This window comes from Candidatus Poriferisocius sp., from assembly GCF_965204145.1.
In the GTDB taxonomy this organism is placed as follows: Bacteria; Actinomycetota; Acidimicrobiia; order Acidimicrobiales; family Bin134; genus Poriferisocius.
Window position 1 is genome coordinate 3,076,360 of sequence record NZ_OZ241977.1, and the last position, 19,184, is coordinate 3,095,543.

17 protein-coding genes are annotated in these 19,184 nt (G+C 66.9%); 5 read left to right on the plus strand and 12 right to left on the minus strand.

Annotated elements, in window-relative coordinates:
- Positions 1-25: 25 nt before the first annotated feature.
- The 3 genes from ACOGI7_RS14250 to ACOGI7_RS14260 form a co-directional block, all read right to left on the minus strand.
- Positions 26-1,699 carry an N-acyl-D-amino-acid deacylase family protein gene (locus ACOGI7_RS14250; RefSeq protein WP_419849419.1) on the minus strand — a complete coding sequence of 558 codons (1,674 nt, stop codon included), beginning with the start codon at positions 1,697-1,699 and terminating at the stop codon, positions 26-28.
- 153 nt (positions 1,700-1,852) lie between these two features.
- Complete coding sequence (locus ACOGI7_RS14255; protein ID WP_419849420.1) at positions 1,853-2,740, minus strand: 3-keto-5-aminohexanoate cleavage protein; 888 nt, start codon at positions 2,738-2,740, stop codon at positions 1,853-1,855.
- Positions 2,737-3,912 (minus strand): TauD/TfdA family dioxygenase, encoded by a 1,176-nt coding sequence (locus ACOGI7_RS14260; RefSeq protein ID WP_419849421.1) that lies wholly within the window; start codon positions 3,910-3,912, stop codon positions 2,737-2,739. The genes ACOGI7_RS14255 and ACOGI7_RS14260 overlap by 4 nt, the downstream gene beginning before the upstream one ends.
- Before the next feature lie 35 nt (positions 3,913-3,947).
- Between ACOGI7_RS14260 and ACOGI7_RS14265 the strand changes: the two genes are divergently transcribed.
- Positions 3,948-5,129, plus strand: coding sequence for an amidohydrolase family protein (locus ACOGI7_RS14265; protein WP_419849422.1), 1,182 nt, complete (start codon positions 3,948-3,950; stop codon positions 5,127-5,129).
- A gap of 3 nt (positions 5,130-5,132) precedes the next feature.
- Here the strand turns inward: ACOGI7_RS14265 and ACOGI7_RS14270 are convergent, their stop codons facing one another.
- The 5 genes from ACOGI7_RS14270 to ACOGI7_RS14290 all read right to left on the minus strand — a co-directional run bounded on the left by ACOGI7_RS14270 (position 5,133) and on the right by ACOGI7_RS14290 (position 11,074).
- Positions 5,133-6,485 carry an amidohydrolase family protein gene (locus ACOGI7_RS14270; protein WP_419849423.1) on the minus strand — a complete coding sequence of 451 codons (1,353 nt, stop codon included), beginning with the start codon at positions 6,483-6,485 and terminating at the stop codon, positions 5,133-5,135.
- 43 nt (positions 6,486-6,528) lie between these two features.
- The gene (locus tag ACOGI7_RS14275) at positions 6,529-7,611 is read right to left on the minus strand and encodes a phosphotransferase (RefSeq protein WP_419849424.1); all 1,083 of its coding nucleotides are present in this window, start codon (positions 7,609-7,611) and stop codon (positions 6,529-6,531) included.
- The gene (locus ACOGI7_RS14280; RefSeq protein ID WP_419849425.1) at positions 7,608-8,957 is read right to left on the minus strand and encodes an aromatic ring-hydroxylating oxygenase subunit alpha; all 1,350 of its coding nucleotides are present in this window, start codon (positions 8,955-8,957) and stop codon (positions 7,608-7,610) included. The genes ACOGI7_RS14275 and ACOGI7_RS14280 overlap by 4 nt, the downstream gene beginning before the upstream one ends.
- Before the next feature lie 175 nt (positions 8,958-9,132).
- Complete coding sequence (locus tag ACOGI7_RS14285; RefSeq protein WP_419849426.1) at positions 9,133-9,813, minus strand: PaaI family thioesterase; 681 nt, start codon at positions 9,811-9,813, stop codon at positions 9,133-9,135.
- Positions 9,806-11,074 carry a sulfotransferase family protein gene (locus ACOGI7_RS14290; protein ID WP_419849427.1) on the minus strand — a complete coding sequence of 423 codons (1,269 nt, stop codon included), beginning with the start codon at positions 11,072-11,074 and terminating at the stop codon, positions 9,806-9,808. The genes ACOGI7_RS14285 and ACOGI7_RS14290 overlap by 8 nt, the downstream gene beginning before the upstream one ends.
- 46 nt (positions 11,075-11,120) lie before the next feature.
- Between ACOGI7_RS14290 and ACOGI7_RS14295 the strand changes: the two genes are divergently transcribed.
- A complete protein-coding gene (locus ACOGI7_RS14295) occupies positions 11,121-11,879 on the plus strand; it encodes an SDR family NAD(P)-dependent oxidoreductase (protein ID WP_419849428.1) in 759 nt (252 codons plus the stop codon).
- Positions 11,880-11,882: 3 nt separating this feature from the next.
- Here ACOGI7_RS14295 and ACOGI7_RS14300 read toward each other — a convergent pair whose 3' ends face one another.
- Genes ACOGI7_RS14300 through ACOGI7_RS14310 form a run of 3 tightly spaced genes read right to left on the minus strand, consistent with a single transcriptional unit; the run spans position 11,883 to position 14,970 of the window.
- Positions 11,883-13,055, minus strand: coding sequence for a hypothetical protein (locus ACOGI7_RS14300; RefSeq protein WP_419849429.1), 1,173 nt, complete (start codon positions 13,053-13,055; stop codon positions 11,883-11,885).
- Entirely contained in the window at positions 13,052-14,005 is a 954-nt protein-coding gene (locus tag ACOGI7_RS14305; RefSeq protein WP_419849430.1) for an alpha/beta fold hydrolase, read from the minus strand. The genes ACOGI7_RS14300 and ACOGI7_RS14305 overlap by 4 nt, the downstream gene beginning before the upstream one ends.
- Positions 14,005-14,970 (minus strand): alpha/beta fold hydrolase, encoded by a 966-nt coding sequence (locus tag ACOGI7_RS14310; RefSeq protein ID WP_419849431.1) that lies wholly within the window; start codon positions 14,968-14,970, stop codon positions 14,005-14,007. The genes ACOGI7_RS14305 and ACOGI7_RS14310 overlap by 1 nt, the downstream gene beginning before the upstream one ends.
- 89 nt (positions 14,971-15,059) lie before the next feature.
- Here ACOGI7_RS14310 and ACOGI7_RS14315 point away from each other — a divergent pair, with 89 nt between their 5' ends.
- From ACOGI7_RS14315 to ACOGI7_RS14325, 3 genes are read left to right on the plus strand one after another with little or no spacing between them, the layout of a single operon-like run.
- Positions 15,060-16,187, plus strand: a complete 1,128-nt coding sequence (locus ACOGI7_RS14315) for an LLM class flavin-dependent oxidoreductase (RefSeq protein ID WP_419849432.1) — start codon at positions 15,060-15,062, stop codon at positions 16,185-16,187.
- 46 nt (positions 16,188-16,233) lie between these two features.
- Positions 16,234-17,358: an LLM class flavin-dependent oxidoreductase gene (locus ACOGI7_RS14320; protein WP_419849433.1), complete on the plus strand. Its 1,125-nt coding sequence runs from the start codon at positions 16,234-16,236 to the stop codon at positions 17,356-17,358.
- Entirely contained in the window at positions 17,359-18,171 is an 813-nt protein-coding gene (locus ACOGI7_RS14325) for an enoyl-CoA hydratase/isomerase family protein (protein WP_419849434.1), read from the plus strand.
- A gap of 15 nt (positions 18,172-18,186) precedes the next feature.
- Here the strand turns inward: ACOGI7_RS14325 and bioB are convergent, their stop codons facing one another.
- On the minus strand, positions 18,187-19,155 hold the full coding sequence (bioB, locus tag ACOGI7_RS14330; RefSeq protein WP_419849435.1) for a biotin synthase BioB: 969 nt from the start codon (positions 19,153-19,155) through the stop codon (positions 18,187-18,189).
- Between the last annotated feature and the right edge of the window lie 29 nt (positions 19,156-19,184).

Sequence of the window (19,184 nt, forward strand, 5' to 3'; positions counted from 1 at the left end):
TGCTGGGGCCAGCCCGTCGGGCTGCTCAGGCTGAGCGGAGGGTGGTGGCGGGGAGGGTCTCTAGCTGGTCTAAGAGGGACTTGCCGTCGAGGCGGGTGGGGGTGCCGGCCACCAGGATGTGGTCGACGCCGGAGGGGGCGTCGGCGATGAGGCGCTCGCCCTTGGCGGGCATGTCGTGGACCCGGCGGATGGGGCCAACGTCGAGGTTGTCCCAGTCGACCACGGTGACGTCGGCCACTGCGCCGGGGCGCAGGTAGCCCCGGTCGGGGGCCAGGCCGAGCATCTCGGCCAGCTCGCCGGTGAGCTTGTGGATGCCGGCTTCGGGGGTCATCACCTGGCGGTCGCGCACCCAGCGGGACAGGAAGTCGGTGGGCATCACCGCATCGCAGATCTGGCCGACGTGGGCGCCGGCGTCGGACAGGCCCATCACCGCTCCCTCGGCCTGCATGAGAGACGTCACGCCGTCGACCTCGTCGTTGGCGAAGGTGATCTCGAAACGGGTGAGCAGTCCGTCGGCCAAAGCGATGTCGCACATGGCGTCCCACGGGGTGCAGCCCCGCTCGGCGGCCACTCCCCCGACGGTGTTGCCCACCAGATCGGGCTGGTTGGGCGACTCCACGATGGCCAGCGTGTTCCACCGGGAGGCCAGCAGGCCGTTGGCGTCGAGGTCGGACTGCACTCGGGCCCGCCAATCGGGGTCGGCGTACAGGGTGGGGCGGTCTTCGTGGGCCAGGGCCACCAGCTCTTTGAACGAGCCCATGGTGTAGAAGGAGGTGGGCTCGATCATGGTGACGTGCTGGGTGATGGGACGGCAGGTGACCTGCACCCACACGTCGGCCCCGGCGGCCCGTCCGGCCAGGTGGTCGGACAGCTTGGTGCGGTAGTCGGCCCGGGAGGAGGCCGCGGCTGGATAGGTGAGGATGGACGACCAGTTGAGCCGCCGGCCCAGCTTGGGCTGGAGGTCGTACACCCAGCGGTAGTTCTCCCCCGGCGCCACATGCACCACTCCCCGGCCGATCTCGGCGGTGACCCTGATGAGAGCCTCGGTCTCCTCCTGGGAGGCGGCGATGGACGGTACCGGGCGGCCGCCGTCGCCCAGGTGGAACCCGGCCCGGTCGGTGGAGAAGCCCAGGGCACCGCCGGTGATGGCCTCGGCCACCGCGGCCTTCATCCGGTCGATCTCCTCGGGTGTGGCCTCCCGCTCGTAGGCGTCTTGGCCCATGACGTAGAGCCGCACCGCGGTGTGGCCCACGTAGCCGCCGAAGTTGACGGCCAAGCCCCGGCGCTGGATCACGTCGAGGTATTCGCCGTAGGTCTCGAAGTCCCAGTTGACCCCGGCCTCCAGGGTGGCCACCCGCATGTCCTCCACTTTGTCGAGGGTGCGGATGAGCGAGGCCCGGTCGGCGGCCTTGGTGGGGGCGATGCTGTAGCCGCAGCTTCCGGCCACCACCGAGGTGACCCCGTGCCAGCACGACGACGACAGCCAGGGGTCCCACAGCACTTGGGGGTCGTAGTGGGTGTGGCAGTCGATAAAGCCGGGGCAGACGAGGCGGCCGATGGCGTCTATTTCTTTGGGGGCTTTGACGGTTTCGGCGATTTCGACGATGCGGCCGTTGGCGATGCCTATGTCGGCTTGTTGGCCGGGGTTGCCGGTGCCGTCGATGACGGTGCCGCCGCGGATCGCTATTTCTGGGCTCACGGGGTCAATTTAGGCCACTTTTGCCGCGCGCGACCGGGCTGGCGGGTCCTGTCACCTACGGCGGCCTGGCCGTCGGAGCGGCCAGGTCCGCCTGCGGCGCCACCCCCCAGCCCTACCGGTGGGGCCACCCACTCTTTTTTGGGGAAGGGGGGTTTAGTGTTTTGTTAGGTGGAGTTTTTCTCTTACGGCTTCGGGGCCTTGCACTTCGTAGTTCATGGCCTCGAGGATGGTTACTGCCCTTGCAACTAGGGCGGCGTTGGTGGCTAATTGGCCTCGGGTTAGGTAGATGTTGTCTTCTAGGCCGACACGGACGTTGCCTCCGGCGATGGCGGCCAAACCGACGTAGGGGAGCTGGCTGCGGCCCAACGAGAAAGCCGAGAAGATCCAGTCGTCGGGCAGGTTGTTGACCATGGCCATGAAGGTGTTGAGGTCGTCGGGGGCACCCCAGGGGATACCCATGCACAACTGGACCATGACCGGATCGTCGATGAGCCCCTCGTCCACCAGGCGCTTGGCCAACCACAGGTGGCCGGTGTCGAAGATCTCGATCTCGGGGCGCACGCCCAGCTTCTGCACCTGGCGGGCCATCTCATGGAGCACCGACGGGCTGTTGACCATGATGTAGTCGCCCTCGCCAAAGTTCATGGTGCCGCAGTCGAGGGTGGTGATCTCAGGCATCAGCTCGCGCACATGGGCCAGCCGCTCGGTGGCCCCGGCCATATCGGTGCCCTCGGTGGCGGGGGGCAAGGGCTGCTCAGCCGAACCGAGCGTGAGGTCGCCGCCCATGCCGGAAGTGAGGTTGAGCACCACATCGGTGCTCGACGCCCGGATGCGCTCCACCACTTCGGCATACAGCTCGACGTCGCGGGTTGGCTCGCCGGTGTCGGGGTTGCGGACGTGGATGTGGACGATGGCCGCACCCGCTTTAGCGGCATCGATGGCCGCATCGGCGATCTGCTGGGGAGTGATGGGCACCAGGTCGGACTTGGACGTGGTGTCGCCACTGCCGGTGATGGCGCAGGTGATGAAGACTCCGCTCATGCGGGGGTCAGCTCGCTCTCTTGGGCTCGACGGTTCAACACCCGTAGCTTGGAGTAGATGTCGTCGCTGTTGACGTAGCAGCCTCGGAACAAGCGGCGGCCGGTGGCGGTTTCGAACGGCTCCCGGGCATGTTGCACCCGCCGGTTGTCGAAAATGGAAATATCGCCGGGTTCCAGCTTGTAGGTGATCTGGAAGCGGGGATCGCGAGACAGCTGGCCCAGCCTTTGCGCCGCCCGATAGGCCCGGGGGACGTCTTCAGTGGGCATGTCGGGGAAGGTCCGCACCGGATAGAACGTCCGCAGAGTGAGTGGGGCGCCGGCCACGCCCAAGTCGATCAGCGGGCCCGACCAGCGCCAGTCAACCTCGGCACCCCGCCCGTGGAACACCCATTTCAGCGTGGTCAGGGCCTCGTAGGCCTCGGGATCGTGCTGCTCCAGGTATTGGGCGACGGCCAGCCCGTCGGTCATCTGGCTGGCCCCGCCAACGCAGGAGTTCTCGATGCAGTGGAAGAACTGGAAACCCGGTGGCGTCTCCAGCGACGGGAAGTCGGTGTGGGGACCGAGGCCAATGCTCATGTAGGCGGTGGAGGTGGGATCGGGGACCGCCTCGATGTCCCACACCGGGCCGAAGTTGGAGTCGCGCAGGACCCCCACTCGCCGGGCCACTTCCTCCACCTGGTTGGGATCGACAGACAGCGACCTCAGCCGGGTCAGGCCGTAGGCCACCAGGTCGTTGAGCCAAAGCCGGAACGTCTCGGGGTCGGCCAGCACTGTCGGCCCGTGGTAGGTGGCCGGTTCGGGCAGCACAGACGAGTCCCATGGTATGGGGGTCGGGAGGAAGCTCTCGGGGCGGAACTGGCCGTCGACCACGTGGCGGAGCCAGCCGGGGTGATAACGGGAGACCTCCTCGTCGTGGGTCCAGCGCACCGCCAGCGCCCCATCGGATTCGACCCAGGCATCGGCCACCTGCCAGTGGTCCCCCAGATCGCAAGGCTCAAGCAGGCCTTCCCGGGAGGAGAGCTCGAAATCGCGCTGCTCCGCCAGCCACCACCGGTAGCAGCACAACTCGGCGCCGTCGGCCCATTCGGCAATCACGAACTCGCCGTCGAGGCGAACGCGGCTCAGCGGATGCCACTCGTAACGATAGAAGTCAGGCGTGAGCGGTCCCGCCATCGCCATCAGCGTATACCAGCAATATGATTATTGGTATGCCTTCTCGCCAGCTCGATTTTCCCGTTTTCGACGCCGACAACCACATGTACGAGACCACCGAGGCGCTCACCAAGCACCTGCCCGACTCCCACCGAGGGCTCATCGACTACATCGACCACCATGGCCGCACCAAGATCATGGTGAGGGGCAAGATCAGCGAGTACATCCCCAACCCCACCTTCCAGCGAGTGGGGTCGCCCGGCGCCCAAGAGGAGTACTTCAAGCACGGCAACCCGGAGGGCAAGTCGCGCCGGGAGATCATGAAGCCGATCGACGCCCTGCCGGCGTTCTTCGACCCCCAGCCCCGGCTGGAGCTGATGGACGAGCTGGGGCTGGACTACGCCATGATGTACCCCACGTTGGCGTCGCTGGTGGAAGAGCGATTCCGGGACGCCCCCGACGAGTGCCACATCGTGATCCACGCCCTCAACCAGTGGATGTTGGAGCACTGGACGTTCAACTACGAGGAGCGCATCTTCCCCACGCCCATCGTGACGCTGCCCATCGTGGACAAGGCCATCGAGGAGCTGGAGTGGTGCGCGGAGCGGGGCGCCCGGGCGGTGCTGATCCGCCCCGCGGCGCCTCCCGGCTTGCGGGGGCCGCGGTCGTTCGCCCTGCCCGAGTTCGACCCGTTCTGGGAGCGGGTGGTGGAGTTGGACGTGCTGGTGGCCATGCACGCCTCCGACAGCGGCTACACCCGGTTCACCGACGAGTGGGAAGGCGTCCGTGGGGAGATGACGGCGTTTAAGCAGTCGCTGTTCCAGATGGCGATCTCGCATAACCGGCCCATTCAGGATGCGGTGACCTCCTGGGTGGCCCACGGGGCGCTCACCCGGCATCCCGAGCTGAAGGTGGCCATCGTGGAGAACGGCAGCTCTTGGGTGCGGCCCCTGCTGGCCCATCTGGAGAGCGTCTACGAGCGCTTCCCCCACGCCTGGGAAGAGCATCCCGTGGAGGCCATCAAGCGCAATCTGTGGATCCACCCCTTCCACGAGGACGACCCGGTGGGGCTCATCGACTTGGTGGGCGTGGACAACGTGATTTTCGGCTCAGACTATCCCCACGTGGAGGGCATGGCCGACCCGATCTCGTTCGTAGACCAGCTCGAAGGCCTGCCCGACGACCAGACCCGCAAGGTGATGGGCGGCAACATGTCCGCCCTGATGAAGGTGGCCTAGCGCCTAGCTCCCCGCGGGGACGGACACCGGTTCGATGTTGAGGAATCGGGCGAGGTTGTCGCACATGATGGTTTTGATGTCGGCGTCGCTCATGTCTTTGAGCTGGGTGGTGGCGTAGAGGGCGGGGAAGGGAAGTCCCTCGCTGTGGGGGAAGTCGGAGCCGAACACAATGGGCTCGATGCCCACCGCCTCGACCACCCGGGCCACGTTCTCCTCGGGGAAGGGCGCCACGATGAAGTGCTCTCTGAAGATGTCGCTGGGGCGGCGGTCGAGCTTCGGGCCCCACCGGGCCCCCCGGCCCATGAGGAAGGCGTGGTCCATCTTGCGGAGGATGTAGGGCAGCCACACGGTGCCCTGCTCCGACAGGCACACCTTGATGTTGGGGAAGCGGCCGAACAGGTTGTGCAGCACCATGGCGGCCACCGTCTCCATGGCGGGGCGGTCGCCCCAGTAGAGCACCCATTGGAGGGCGTCGAACTCGCCCAGTCCGTCTTCGGGGTCCTCGCTCCAGTCGGCCCCGTTCTTCTGGTAGTCGGTGGCCCCCAGGTGGGTTACCACCCGGGCCTCGGCCTCGTTGATGCGGGCCCAGAACCCGTCGTACACCGGGTCGGCCATGGAGCGCCCGCCCCGCGGGTTGTGGCGGCCGCCGTGGGCGTGGCCGCTGATGATCTGGACGACGGTGGCGCCTTGGTTGAGCACCAACTCCACCTCGGCGGCGGCCTCGTCGGGGTCGGCCAGTGACACATAGGCGGGCAGGAACAGGCGGTTCAGGTAGCCCCAGCCGATCTCCTCGTTGATCCAGCGGTTGTACGCCCGGGTGTTGGCGTAGATGCCGTCGACATCGTCGGCGAACTCGTACTCCAGCGATAGCACCTGGTTGGGGAACATGAGGGCGGCCCCGATGCCCTGTGAGTCCATGAGGGCCAAGCGCAGATCGCGGTTGCCCCACGACTCCTCCTGATCGCGGAAGTAGGCGATCAGTTCGATGCGCTCGTCCATGGAGAGGTCGCGGTAGGGGTTGAGGCGGGACAGCGTCATCCCCGGGGAGTGGATGTTGGACTGGCCGGCCTTCATCTGGTTCTCGTCGCCAGCGGTGGGCACCGCCCGAGCAGCCACCTCAGCGGCGGCATCGTCGTCAGCAGCCACTAGGGCCACCGCCTGGTTGAGACGGGATGGCTGCCCCCCGAACACCCCCACCCAGCGGCCCTCCTCATCGGCCTCAAAGGTGACCGCCTTGTGCCGCCACTTGAGATCGACGTAGTTCACATACAGGTCGCGGGGCTCCACAAAATGGTTGTCGGCATCGTTGATGAGAAACGGCAAGTCAACATGCGGCTGCATCTGGGCCAAAGCCATGCCCGCCATGGTACGGGACGGTTGGAAGACGAGTAAGCGGAAGCTAGAGGCCGATTGTGTCGCGGAGGGCGGGGCGGGGGTTTAGGTGGGCTAGGGCGGCTTCGGAGCGGGCTAGGAAGGCGGCGGCGAAGGCTTGGCGGCCGGGGGATGCGTCTTCGGGGAAGGTGACTACTTGGCAGCTTGCGGGGACGGTGTAGGCGGCGTGGATGCGATGGGCGAGCCAGGCATCATCGAAGGAGATGGGCTGGGCGCCGTGGGCAGTGCGGGCGTCGAGGTAGCGCTGGATGAGGGCCTGGTCGTGGGCCAGGCGGTCTTCGGGGTCCATGGACATGTTGAGGAAGTAGCTCACGTCGCGCATCGGGGCACCCACGTTGATGAGGCCCCAGTCCAAAAAGCCCGGACCGCCGGTCTCGGTCACGAACAGGTTGCCGATGTGGCCGTCGCCTTGGAGCACCGTGGCCGGTCCGCCGATGGGACCTGCGGCCCACGCCTTGTGAAGCTCGGCGGTGTGGTCGATGTAGAGCTCGGCGATCTCGGCGAAGGCGTCGGTGAGCTTGTCGCGGTGGTTGTCGAGCCCGTAGCGCAGCAGCCGGGCGCCGTAGTCGCTCCCCATGGTGGCCTGCGGGACCCAGTCGGCCTCGGCGGCCCGGCGGTCGGGATCCTCGTAGCGGGCGTGCAGTTCGGCGAAGTGGTCCATGGCCTCGGCGGCGTAGGCCACCGGGACCCCACTTCTGTAGTCGGGCAGGGACTTGGTTGAGTTGTCCAGGTCTTCCAGCAGCAGCACGAACGCCCCGGTGTCGGGGTCGAAGGCGGCCACAAAGGGGGTGAGGGTGTGCATGGGCACCCGATGGGCCAGTTGTTGGTAGAACAGCGCTTCGCGGCGGCCCATGCCGGTCTGGTTGATCTGGGCTCGACGGTCGGGGTCGAGTGGGGGGATCTTGGCGAACATGGTGTCGGGCAGGTCGGGGTCGCCCTCGTAGGTGACGGCCAGGCGGGCGTTGGCGTTGGTGCCGGCGTGGATGGCCAGCACCTCCACGCTGGTGACCACCGTACCGGGGTAGCGCTCAGCCAGGTTCTCCGTCAGCCAGTCGGGGGTGATGGCCTCGGGGTGGTCGGGCAGGCTCACCGGGCCTGATCGACCGGCACCCAGCCGCCGGGCTCCAGGCCCAGGTAGCGCTCCAGGTTGCGGTGCATGTTGATGATGCGGCACTCCTCGCCCGACAGCCACACATGGGCGAAGCCGGGCTGGTGGAGGCCCTTTTGCATCGTGCGGATGACGCTGAAGTCTTGGTTGAGCACAAACCCGAAGTCGGCCTGGTCCATGGGCACGGTGACGTGGACCGGCGACGACGCCGGAGCGTCGGCCGATGGCATCCGGCTGAGGTGGATGGTGGCCAGCTCGCCCTCGTCGGGATTGGGACCCGGCCGGGCGGTGAGCACGGTGAAGATGTCGGCGCTGATCAGCACGGTGGTGTTGGGGAAGAGGTTGTATTGGCTGAGGTGGGTTATCTGGGCGGTGTCGTAGCCCGACAGGTCGACGCCCACGGTGGCCTGATGATCTCTGATCTTCTGGGCGATCACGTCTTGGAGGGTCTGGCCGTCGGGCACCTCGGGGACGGGACTGCCGGGCTCGGCGTGCTCGGGCCCCATGCGGCCGCCCTGGGTGACCACGAACGATTCCCACACCGTCTGGTCGTCCACGTCGCGGCCCAGGCGGGGGCTGGGCACGCCGTAGGGCTGGTAGGACACGCCGTGGCGGTCCCAAATGCGCTGGGGGGAGTTGACGTCGTTGATGCTGCCCAGCATCTCCCGGTGCAGGCCCTGCACGTGGTAGGTCTCGGAAAAGCCCTCGTTGACCACCTTCCAGTTGCAGTTCACCGGGGTGGCGGTGGAGTAGGTGCCCCGGAACTCGTCGAGGTTGGCCCAGGCAATGTCGTCGGGGACGCCCTCCAGCCAGTGGGCCAGCGGCTCGGCGTCGAGATCGAGGTTCACGAACACCAGGCGGGCCCAGGTGTCCACCTGCACCGGCACCAGGGGCAGGTCGTCGTTGCTGATGGGGCCGAAACCCCGGCGGGAGGGGATCTCCCGGAGGCGGCCGGTGAGGTCCCAGGCCCAGCGGTGGTAGGGGCAGCGCAGCTCGGTGATGCCGGTGCCCGAGCCCTGGCAGATGGAGTTGCCCCGGTGGCGGCAGACGTTCTGGAAGCCCCGAAGCACCCCGTCTTCGCCCCGAACCAGGATGATCGAAAATTTGCCGAGGCGGTGCTCGAACCAGTCGCCGGGGTTGGCAATGTGGTCGACGGTGCAGGCCACGTGCCACACCTTGGGCCACATGCGCTCGTACTCCAGTTCGGCGAACTCGGCGGAGAGGTAGCGCTGGACGGGAATCTTCACCGGGGCTTCGGCGGCCAGGCCGGAGGCGGTTACTGCGGTGCCTAGGATGTCGGCTTCGTCCGGGGGTGCGATGTCGACCATTCGCTTATGGTGGCATATCTCTGGCTTGTTGCCAGTTTCGTCTTGCCATCCCCCGGCGGGTTGGCGGGTCCTGTCCCGGCCCAGCTCACCGTCCTCGCAGAGCTGCGGGCGGCGGGCGCCCTGAGCCGGGCCCCCCCAACCCGCCTATGTTGGGTCCCACGGCTTTCTTATGTAGTTAGGAGGGCGATTCGGTGATGAAGATGGCTTCGGCGGTGGCGCAGATGGTTTCGCCGGCTCTTAGCTCGCCGGTGGCTATGTGTTTGCGGCCTTCGGTGTGGGAGTAGCGGCAGGTGACCTCGAGGGGGGTGTGGAGGGGGACGCCGGTTTTGTAGCGGATGTTGATGCCGGCGGTGAGACCGGTGGCGCCGGCTCGGGTGGCGGCGGTGCCCAGGGCTTCATCGAGGATGGTGGCCACCACGCCACCGTGGGCGCGGTGGGGCGGGCCGGAGTGGGCTTCGGTGAGGGTGACGGTGGCCCGCATCTCCACGGGTCGGGGGTCGGCGTCGGGGTCGGGCGGGGGTACCGGGTCGAAGATGAGGCGGGGGGCGTGAGGGTTGAGCAGGCCTGATCCGGCCTGGGTGAGGTTGTAGATGGTGCCCTCGTGGTCTTTGGCCACCACGATGTGGGGGTCGCGGTTGTGGGCCCGAAGCCGCTCGGTGATGTCGGCCAGGGCGGCTGCGATCCCAGTCCGGGTGGCGGGGTCGGCGTCATTGGCCGATACCGCGGCAACCAAGTCACGGGTGCGCTCCACCAGTTCGTAGGCCTCGGGGCCGAAGTCGTCGGGGTGGGGCAGGTCGCCGAGCAGCTCGGCCAGCCGGTAGGCCGACGCCGTTTCAGGGTGCTCTTGGTCAGCCATCGCCGGCTACCGGGATATTGAAGCGCTCGATGTAGCGGGCGAAGCGGGCTCGAACCTCGGCTCGAGTGAGGCCCAAATCTTCGAACTCGTAGCGATGCTCGCCGTGCTTGCCGGGCGGGGTGGCGTCCACGTGGGCGGCCATGGCGGCCTCTGCGTCGAGGCTCAGCTCCATGCCGAGCTGCTCGTACACCGACCGGGCGGCAGCCAATTTCTCGGTGCTTACCTGGCGATGGGGCACCTGAGCGGTGCGGTCGGCTGGCAGACGCCCCGAGTCGATCAGGTCGATGAGGTTGTCGAGGCTGCGGGCGTAGAGCTCGAGGTGATAGCGGCCGATGGCGGCGAAATCGACCCGCTCGGAATGGGCCCAGCGCATGGTGGCGATGAGGCTGGTGACCGAGGGCAGGATGGCGGTGGGGTCGCGGTGGGTGATCACGAAGCGGGCATTGTCGAACACTTCCAGGAGAGCAGGCAGCCCTTGGAGGTGGGCGGGCGACTTGAGCACCCACCGGCGGGTGGGCATTTTCCGCTGCAAAATCTGGAGCACCTTGCGGTAGGTGCGGTAGGCGGGGCGCAGATCGGCGGTGTCGTACCAGGTCTGGTAGGTGGGCACGTCGGTGCGGCTGACCATCTCCTCGGAGCGGAACTCGAACGACATGGCCGACAGGCACTCCTTGAACATGCGCCCGGAATACTCGTGGATGGCCAGCATTCCGCTGGCCACCGTCTGGGGCATGACGAGCTCGGCGCCGGCCAGGGCGATGCGAGGATCGGCGGCCCGGATGTCGGGATCGGGGTGGGGCGGGGGCACCGGGCGCAGCAGCTCCCAGCCCTCGGGGGCCCGGTGGGCGGGGTCTTGGGCCAGTACGCCGTGCATCACGGTGGTGCCGGTGCGGGGCGCTCCTATCACGAAAATGGGCTGGTCGAGGGGCTCGTCGAGGGTGCCGGAGTCGGCGGCCAGATAGTCGTTGATCTGAATGCGGACTTCTAGGAGCCGGAGAATCATACGACGAGACATCCACCGGCCCATGACGGTGAGGTCGGCCTCGTGCTCCAGCCCGTGGCAGAACAGGGTGAGGGGTTCGACGAAGGCATCGTCGCCGAGCGCGGCCCGGTCATCGGGGGCTCGGCCTTGGCGCACCAGGGCCTCGGCCATGAGCAAGTGGGGGTCGAACGGGCGGCGAGCCTCGTCCACCACCGGGCCGGCATCGCCTCGGTTCACGGCGGCTACCCAGTCGGGCCGGGGATCAGGAGTCCAGCTCATAGCCGCTGAAGCAGGATGGCATCACCTAGAACAGTACGCTCAGGCGATGCTGGAAGGTCTGGTCGTGATCCTCACCGGAGCCTCGAAGGGGATTGGCCGGGGTATCGCGGATTACTTGGTGGACCAGGGCGTGAAGCTGACGGTGACCAGCCGCAAGCCCGAGCGCATCGAGGCCACCGCCGCTGAGCTGCGGGAGCGGGGCGGCGATGTGCTGGCGGTGGCCGGATCGGTGGGCGACCGAAACCACACCAACGAGGTGGTTGATCGCACGGTGGAACGGTGGGGCACGGTGGACGGCTTGGTGGCCAACGCCCAGTCGTTCCGACCAACGATGCCGCTGCTCGATGTGGACGAATCCGACATGGACCTGCTGCTCAACACCGGCCCCAAAGGCACGCTGTGGTTCATGCAGGCGGTTCACCCCCACATGGCGGCCAAAGGCCGAGGGCGGATCATCACCTTCGGTACCAATGTGGGTATCACCGGCGGGCCAGGTTACGGGCCTTACGGGGCAGCCAAAGAGGCAATTCGCTCGCTCACCCGCACCGCGGCCCGGGAATGGGGCCGCGACGGCATCACCGTGAACTGCGTAAACCCGGCGTCGGTGGCCCATCGGGCCCCGCCCGACGACGACCCCGACCGCCTGGCGTCGTACAAAGCCCTGTTCGACAACCACCCCATGGGCCGCGATGGCGACCCGGTAACCGACATCGCCCCGGTGATCGGGTTCCTGCTATCCGACGCCAGCCAATACGTCACCGGCGAGACCTTCCAGGTGGACGGCGGCGGCCTGATGCGGCCCTGATCGCTACGTCCTGAACCGGTGCCTGAGGTGGGCTTGGCGGGTGGCTAGGTCGGCGGCATGCTCTTGGGGGGTTACGGCGGGGTGGTCGTCGGGGAGGGCGGCGGCCACGTCGGCTAGGGCAACGACCTCGGTGGTGGGGGCCATGGCTTGGTCGCCGGTGGGCCAGAACCAGCGCAGGGTGCACAGGCCGTTGCGACGGTTGGCGTTGTCGAGCCAGTTGGCGGTGCCGGGGTCGGTGCCGCACACCACGTAGCGCACCTTGCCGTCGGAGGAGACCGTGGTCTGGGTCTGGTTGCGACAGGAGATGTGGGCGTAGGTGTCGACCAGCTCGAACGTTCCCATCATGTAGAGCTGGGCGCCCCAGTAGTGAGCCTCGGGCACCTCGGCGGTCACGATCAGGGCCTGGTCGGGCTCTAGATCCCAGAAGCAGAACTCGTAGCGGGCCATGGACAGGCCCTTGGACACCTCCAGGGTGCGGTTGGTGAAGGTGTTGTCGATGCGCTCGGCCCGGTTCATCACCATGTAGGCGTTCCACCGCTCGATGGAGTCGGTCATCTGCATCATGGCCCGGCGCACCCGATTGGCGAAGGTGGGGCCGTCGAGCACGGGAGCGGGCTCGGGGTCGAGGCACTCGATGGTGAAGAAGGCCGGCTCATCGGCGGTCCAGTCGAAGTAGTACTCCCGGATCGACGCCGACAGCACCCCGTCGGGAATGGCCACCGCGCCGGGCTCGTCGCCACCCAGCAGGATCTCGAAGTCGTCGTGGCGGGCGAGGCCCAGGTCGTGGGCGGTGATGGTGGACTTGGTGCCCCAGATGTCGTTGTGCATGAACCCAGCCCGCAGGGCGATGATGAAATCGTCGCAGCCGTGCATGTTGCCGGTGATGCGGTAGCGGCGTCCGGGCTCGATGCGGGCATGGCGGTACACGTTGTCGGCGTTGGGGCCGCCCCACTGGACGGTCAGGTCGTTCTGGCGGTTGAAGAACGGGCGGGTGGGGTCGGCGTGGAAAACCTCCCAGCCCAAGAACCCCTCCACGTTGTCGGCCAGGTGCTCGAGCATCTCCATGTCGCCGCCGTCGGCGGTGGGATAGGGCGAAGCGACCACCTCGCGGCCCATCCGCTTGAGCAGATCGCACCACTCATCCCAGGCCTCGACTGCGGTGCTGATGTCGCTCATGGCGTGAAGCTTTCTAGGAATGGCTCGACGGCGGCCAAGAAGCCGGGGGTGTTCTGGCCGTGGACGTTGTGGCTGCAGTCGGGCACGGTCACCAGTTGGCCGTGGGGCAAGGCGTCGGCGAACCGCTCGGCGGCGTCGGCGGTGAGCACCCAGGAGTCGGCACCCCGCACCAGCAGCACCGGCTGGGTGATGCGCTCGGCGTCTTCCAGGGTGAAGCGGTCGCCGGCCCGGCGGTGCTCGGCGCCGTGGGCCAGCCGGGGGCCGTGGTCCACCTTGGAGATGTAGGTGCCGTCCACCCGCTGGAGCAGGTTGTACTTGACGGTGCGCTCGATGTGCTCCCGACTGCGGTAGGGGTCGTACTTCTGCACTGCGGCCACGAAATCGTCCAAGTCTTGGAACTCCCGGTTCTCGGTGACGAAGGTGCGGATTACCTGGGTGCCCACCTCGGAGATCTCCGGGCCGATGTCCACCAGCACGATGGCCCTGGCCAGATCGGGGTGCACGAGGGTGAGGCGCATGGTGTTCATGCCGCCCATGGAGTGGCCCATCACGATGGGGTCGGTCACCCCGAGCGCCTGGCAGAAGGCGGCGGCGTCGGCGGCCATGGCGCCCGAGGAGTAGTCGGCGTCGCGGGCCCACTCGCTGTCGCCGTGGCCACGCTGATCCAGGGCCAGAACGTGGTAGCGATCGGCCAGGGCCAGGCTGACCAAGTCCCAGGAGTGGCACGACTGGTTGCCGCCGTGGAGCAGCAGCACGGTGGGGGCATCGGGGCTGCCCCACTCGGAGAAGTGGAAGCGGTGGTGGCGGGCCACGATGTTCCGAGACACATAGGAGATGTTTGAGCTGTGGGCGATGCCGAGGTCGGCGGCGCTGGTGCACAGGCTCTCGAACTCGGCGGTCACCGTCATGTCCAGGGGCTCAGCGGTGGAGGCGAACTCGTTGAGGTGCATCAGCCGCGCCCTGCTTTGAGGTCGGCGAAGAAGTACTTGGCCAGCTCGTTGAACACGTCGGCCCGCTCCCACTGGAGGAAGTGGCCGCATTCGGGGATCACCACTGGCCCCACCCGGTTGGCGAAGGCGACTTCGCACCGCTTGGGGAAGTCCTTGGGCACCACCTGGTCGTCGGGGCCGTACAAGATGAGCGTGGGGGCCTGTACTTGGGTGCCCATCATGGGTGGCTCGCTCATGGGCCGGCCGTACTCCAACTGGTACACCGACCAGCCGGCGGCGAGCCGCTCGATATCGGCGAAGGGCTCGGTCATGAAGTCGATGTCTTGCTCCTCGAAGGAGTACTGAGAAGCCCACAGCCGGTGCTCGTAGCAGTCGCGCACGTAGCGGCGGCAGCGCTCGGGGGTGTCGAGGTCGGCCCGGAGCTGGTCGGGGTCGCGGCCCTGGCGGATGCGGTAGTCGCCGGTGGGGCCGTGGGGCAGCGGGTTCAGCGACAGTCCCCGCTCGGTGTACCAGTCCACCTGGTCGACGATGAAGGGGGCCACGGTGTTGAAGAACACCATCCGCTCTGCGAACTCGGGCCAGCGGTTGGCCATGTCGACGATCACCGCCCCGCCCACGTCGCCGCCCAACAGCCCGACCCGCTGGTGGCCGAGCACATCGTGAACCAGAGTGTGGATGTCTCGGGAGTACAGCACCAGGTCGTATTGGTCGTCGGCTGACAGATCGGAATCGCCGTAGCCCCGCAAGTCGGGCACGATCACCTCGTAGCCCGCCTCGGCCAAGGGCTTGATGTTGCGCCACCAGACGCGCTTGGTCTCGGGATAGCCGTGGACCAGCACCAGGGGGTAGCCGCCCTCTCCCTCGCGGATGTAAGCCAGCGACAGGTCGCCGTCGACCGGGGCCCGGTGGATGGCGAAGGCATCTCGGGGCGGGGTTGGCGGTTGCTCGGGGCGAATGGGAGGCACGGCCCGGCAGCCTATTCGCTCCCGCACTTATGCCCTGAGGCGGGCGGGATGTTAGGAAATATCAGCCGAAAGTCGACAGAGAGGCCGACATGGAGTTTGGACTTTTCATCCAGGGATACGTGCCCCAGCACCGCCGGGACGTGGACCCCGACGCCGAGCACACCGCGTTCATGGAAGAGCTCGACTTGGTGATCGCGGCCGACAAGGCCGGGTTCAAGTACGTGTGGCTGCCCGAGCACCACTTCCTCGACGAGTACTCCCACATGTCAGCCAACGACGCCATCGCCGGATACCTGGCCCACGCCACCGAGCGCATCCACATCGGGTCGGGCATCTTCAACCCGCTGCCCCAGGTGAACCACCCGGCCAAGGTGGCCGAGCGGGTGGCAATGCTCGACCACTTGACCGGCGGCCGGTTTGAGTTCGGCACCGGCCGCGGCGCCGGCAGCCACGAGATTCTGGGTTTCCTGCACAAGGAGGGCATCACCGACACCTCCCACACCAAGGAGATCTGGGAAGACGTGATCGGCGAGTTCGCCAAGATGTGGACCCAGGACACCTACGAGGGCTACGAGGGCAAGTTCTGGTCGCTGCCGCCCCGCAAGGTGCTGCCCAAGCCGTGGGGCAAAGGCCACCCGGCCATGTGGTACGCCGCCGGCAACGTGACCAGCTATGCCATGGCCGCCCGCAAGGGCCTCGGCGTGCTCGGCTTCTCAGTGGGCGCCCTCGATGAGCTGGCCCCGGTGCTGGAGGCCTACAAGCGCGACATCGTCAACGCCGAGCCGGTGGGGGCGTTCGTGAACGACAACCTGATGGTGACCACCGGGGCATTCGTGGCCGAAACCGACCAGGGGGCGGTGGACCATGCGCTGCGGTCGTCGATGACCTACCTCCAATCCAACGTGTTCCGCTATCACGACACCTTCCCCCGGCCCGAGTGGGTGCCGCCGTGGCCCCAGACCATCCCCATGCCCACCGCCGAAGAGCTGTGGCAGAACGTGGGCCAGCCGGGCAGCGTGATGGGCGACCCCGACCAGGCTCTCAAGGGTGCCCAGCAGTGGGCCGATGCCGGGGCCGACCAGCTGGTGTTCGGCATGGGCTCCAGTGAACGGGCCGACGATTTGAAGACCATTGAGCTGCTAGGCAAGCACGTGATTCCCAAGATCGACACCGACCCGGTGCACCGCACCACCCGCCTGCGCGAGGCCGCTGCCTAGCGCCACTGAGAAGGAACAACCAAAAGCAACCAGAAAAGAGGCTGACATGGAGTTTGGAGTTTTCATCCAGGGTTACGTGCCCGAGTTTCGCCGGCAGGGCGATCCCCAAGCCGAGCACAAGGCGTTGATGGAGGAATTGGAGCTGGTGATCGCGGCCGACAAGGCCGGGTTCAAGTACGTGTGGCTCACCGAGCACCACTTCCTCGACGAGTACTCCCACTTGTCGGCCAACGATGCGGTGGCCGGCTATCTGGCCCACGCCACCGAGCGGATCCACATCGGCTCGGGCATCTTCAACCCGCTGCCCCAGGTGAACCACCCGGCCAAGGTGGCCGAGCGGGTGGCAATGCTCGACCACCTCTCCGGGGGCCGCTTCGAGTTCGGCACCGGTCGAGGTGCGGGCAGCCACGAAATTCTCGGCTTCCTGCACAAGGAGGGCATCACCGACACCACCGCCACCAAGGAGATCTGGGAGGACGTGATCGGCGAGTTCGCCAAGATGTGGACCCAGGACACCTATGAGGGCTACGAAGGCAAGTTCTGGTCGCTGCCGCCCCGCAAGGTGCTGCCCAAGCCGTGGGGCAAGGGCCACCCGGCCATGTGGTACGCCGCGGGCAACACCACCAGCTACGCCATGGCCGCCCGCAAGGGCCTCGGCGTGCTGGGCTTCTCGGTGGGAGAGCTCGCGGAGTTGGCCCCGGTGTTGGAGGCGTACAAGAACGAGATTGGCAACGCTGAGCCGGTGGGGGCGTTCGTGAACGACAACATCATGGTGACCAGCGGGGCGTTCGTGGCCGAGACCACCGAGGAGGCAGTGGACGCCATCATGCGGTCGTCGATGGCGTACCTCCAGTCCAACGTGTTCCGCTACCACGACACCTTCCCCCGGCCCGAGTGGGTGCCGCCGTGGCCCCAGACCCTTCCCATGCCCACTATCGAGGAGGCACAGGGGATGATCGGCCAACCGGGCGCGGTGATGGGCAACCCCGACCAGGCGCTCAAGGGCGCCCAGGCGTGGGCCGATGCCGGGGCCGACCAACTGGTGTTCGGCCTGGGCTCGGCCGAACGGGCCGACGACCTCAAGATGATCCAGCTCATGGGCGAGCACGTGATCCCCAAGATCGACACCGACCCGGTGCACCGCACCACCCGCCTGCGCGAAGCTGGCTAGGTGGCAGGAGAGCTCAAAGGACATCCCAACGCCGTCATCGATGTAGACGACGGGATCATCACGGTCACCCTCGACCGGCCCGACAAGCTGAACGCCATCAGCCACGACATGACCGCGGCCCTTTGGGAGGCCGTGCTGGCGCTGGGCGACCGCGATGACCTGAAATGCCTGGTAATCACGGCCAAGGGCCGCTACTTCACCGCCGGACAGGACATCTCCAGCCCGGCGGGCAACCGGCCTGGCGACCCCGAGACCATGCATCAGCACCCCGGCTGGAACTTCCGCCGCGACTACCGCAGCCACCATCTGCTCTACGACGAGATGGAGGCGGTGGAAAAGCCGGTGATCATGGCCATCCAAGCGCGGTGTTTGGGGGCCGGGGTGGAGATGGCCGGCTCGGTGGACTTCCGGTTCTGCGCGCCGGAAGCATCGTTTGCCCTGCCCGAGGTGAAGCTGGGCGGCATCGCCGGCAGCGGCGGCACCAGCAGGCTGACCCGGTTGATCGGGCCGAGCTGGGCCAAATGGATGGCCATGGCCACCATGGAGATCGACGCCGAGCAGGCCAAGTCGATCGGGTTGGTGCATGAGGTGTATCCGGCTGAGTCGCTGATGGACGAGGTGTATGCCTTCTGCCGGCACCTGATGTCGCTGCCCACTGAGGCGCTGGGACTGGCCAAGATGGCAGTGGACGTACACGCCGACGTGACCGACCGGAACATCCAACGGCAGTTCGACCGGGTGGCGGTGTACTCCTCGGTGGCAGAGTTCGAGAAGTCAATGGAGCGCTTCGGGCGCGAGCCCGACAAGAAGTAGCTCGTTAGCGAGCTATCACAGCTCCACTAGTTGGACATCGAGTTTCTCCAACAGCGCCTCGTCGCGGGTGGCGCCGGGATTTGCAGTGGTGAGGAGTCGATCACCGAGGAAGATGCTGCTGGCCCCGGCGTGTAGACACAGGGCCTGAAGCTCGTCGGTCATTTCGTTGCGACCGGCTGACAGCCGAACCACTGATTCCGGCATCATCAGCCGTGCCGCCGCGATCGTTCTGACCAGTTCTAGGGGATCGAGTTTCTCGGTGCCGAACAGCGGGGTGCCCGGAACTTGAACCAGCAAATTGATGGGGACGCTCTCGGGATGCGGATCGAGTTGCGCCAGTTGCGCCAGCAGGCCAGCGCGGTCGCGCCTTGACTCCCCCATGCCGACGATTCCGCCGGTACACAGCTTCACACCGGAATCGCGGACGTGGGCCAGCGTGGTCAGGCGGTCTTGGTAGACGCGGGTGGTGATGATCTCGCCGTAGAACTCGGGCGAGGTATCGAGGTTGTGGTTGTAGTAGTCGAGGCCCGCTTCGGCCAGCGTGGTGGCCTGCTCGGCGGTGAGCATGCCCAGAGTCGCACAGGTCTCCAAACCGAGTGCACCCACCTCGCGGACCGCGTGGCTGACCTCCTCTACCTGCTGGTCGTTCGGCTCCCGCCATGCCGCACCCATGCAGAAGCGGGTTGCGCCCGCCAGTCGGGCTTTCTCGGCGGCTGCCACAATTTCGCTGGCGGGCATGAGCCGCTCGGGCTTGAGACCGGTGTTCCACTTGGCCGACTGCGGGCAATAGGCACAGTCCTCGGGACACGCCCCCGTCTTGATGGACAACAGCATGGCGGCCTCCACCTCATGAGGATCATGGCGGGCCCGGTGGATTTCGTGGGCATCGGCCAGGAGATCGTGAAACGGGCGGGCAATCAACGCTTCAGCCTCATCAACGCTCCAGTTGTGTCTGGGTCGGAGAAGAGACTCAATCGTGGTCATTCGCGCACTCCTGATGATTGGGGGAATTC